Raw genomic sequence first — 713 nt, forward strand, 5'->3', positions numbered from 1 at the left:
TGACGGATCTATCTGTCTTTTCCTATGGATTTACGACGGAGGGGGACTTAGTTCCCCCGTTGGCTGATGACAGCTGGATGGTAACTGCGGCTGCGGCAGCCGGAGTGCGGCCTGTCCTGACACTGACGCCTCTGGGAGAGGATGGGAGATTCAACAATAATCTGGTGACGACGCTGGTGCGCAGTCCCGATGTGCAGAAGACTCTCATATGGGAACTGGGGCGAACCATGACACAGAAAGGCTACGGCGGAGTGGATATTGATTTTGAATACGTACTGGCCGAGGACCGGGTGGAGTATGCGGAATTTGTCAAGCTTGTGAGGCAGGTGATGAATCTGTTCGGATATCAGGTAAGCGTTGCGCTGGCTCCTAAGACGGCCAGAGATCAGAGGGGGCTGCTCTATGAAGGGATCGATTACCGACTGTTGGGAGAGGCGGCCAACCGGGTCTTGCTGATGACGTATGAATGGGGGTACACCTATGGCCCACCCATGGCCGTAGCTCCGATCAATATGGTCAGACGTGTGGCAGAGTACGCCCTGACGGAAATACCGGCGGAAAAGATCAGCCTGGGAATCCCCAATTACGGTTATGACTGGTCTCTTCCCTACGAGCAGGGCGTAACAAAGGCGGAGACAATCAATAACCTTCAGGCCATAGAAACTGCCATTGATCACGGTGTGCCGTCTCATCAAACTGGATAGGCACACCGT

1 protein-coding gene is annotated in these 713 nt (G+C 54.4%); it reads left to right on the top strand.

Translation table 11 applies throughout. From position 1 onward, the window contains the following. Nucleotides 1-704: glycosyl hydrolase family 18 protein (locus NE664_12575; protein MCQ4727471.1), on the top strand; the 704-nt coding region annotated here is incomplete at its 5' end. Nucleotides 705-713: the final 9 nt, after the last annotated feature.

It is taken from the genome of Anaerotignum faecicola, assembly GCA_024460105.1.
Lineage (GTDB): Bacteria > Bacillota > Clostridia > Lachnospirales > Anaerotignaceae > JANFXS01.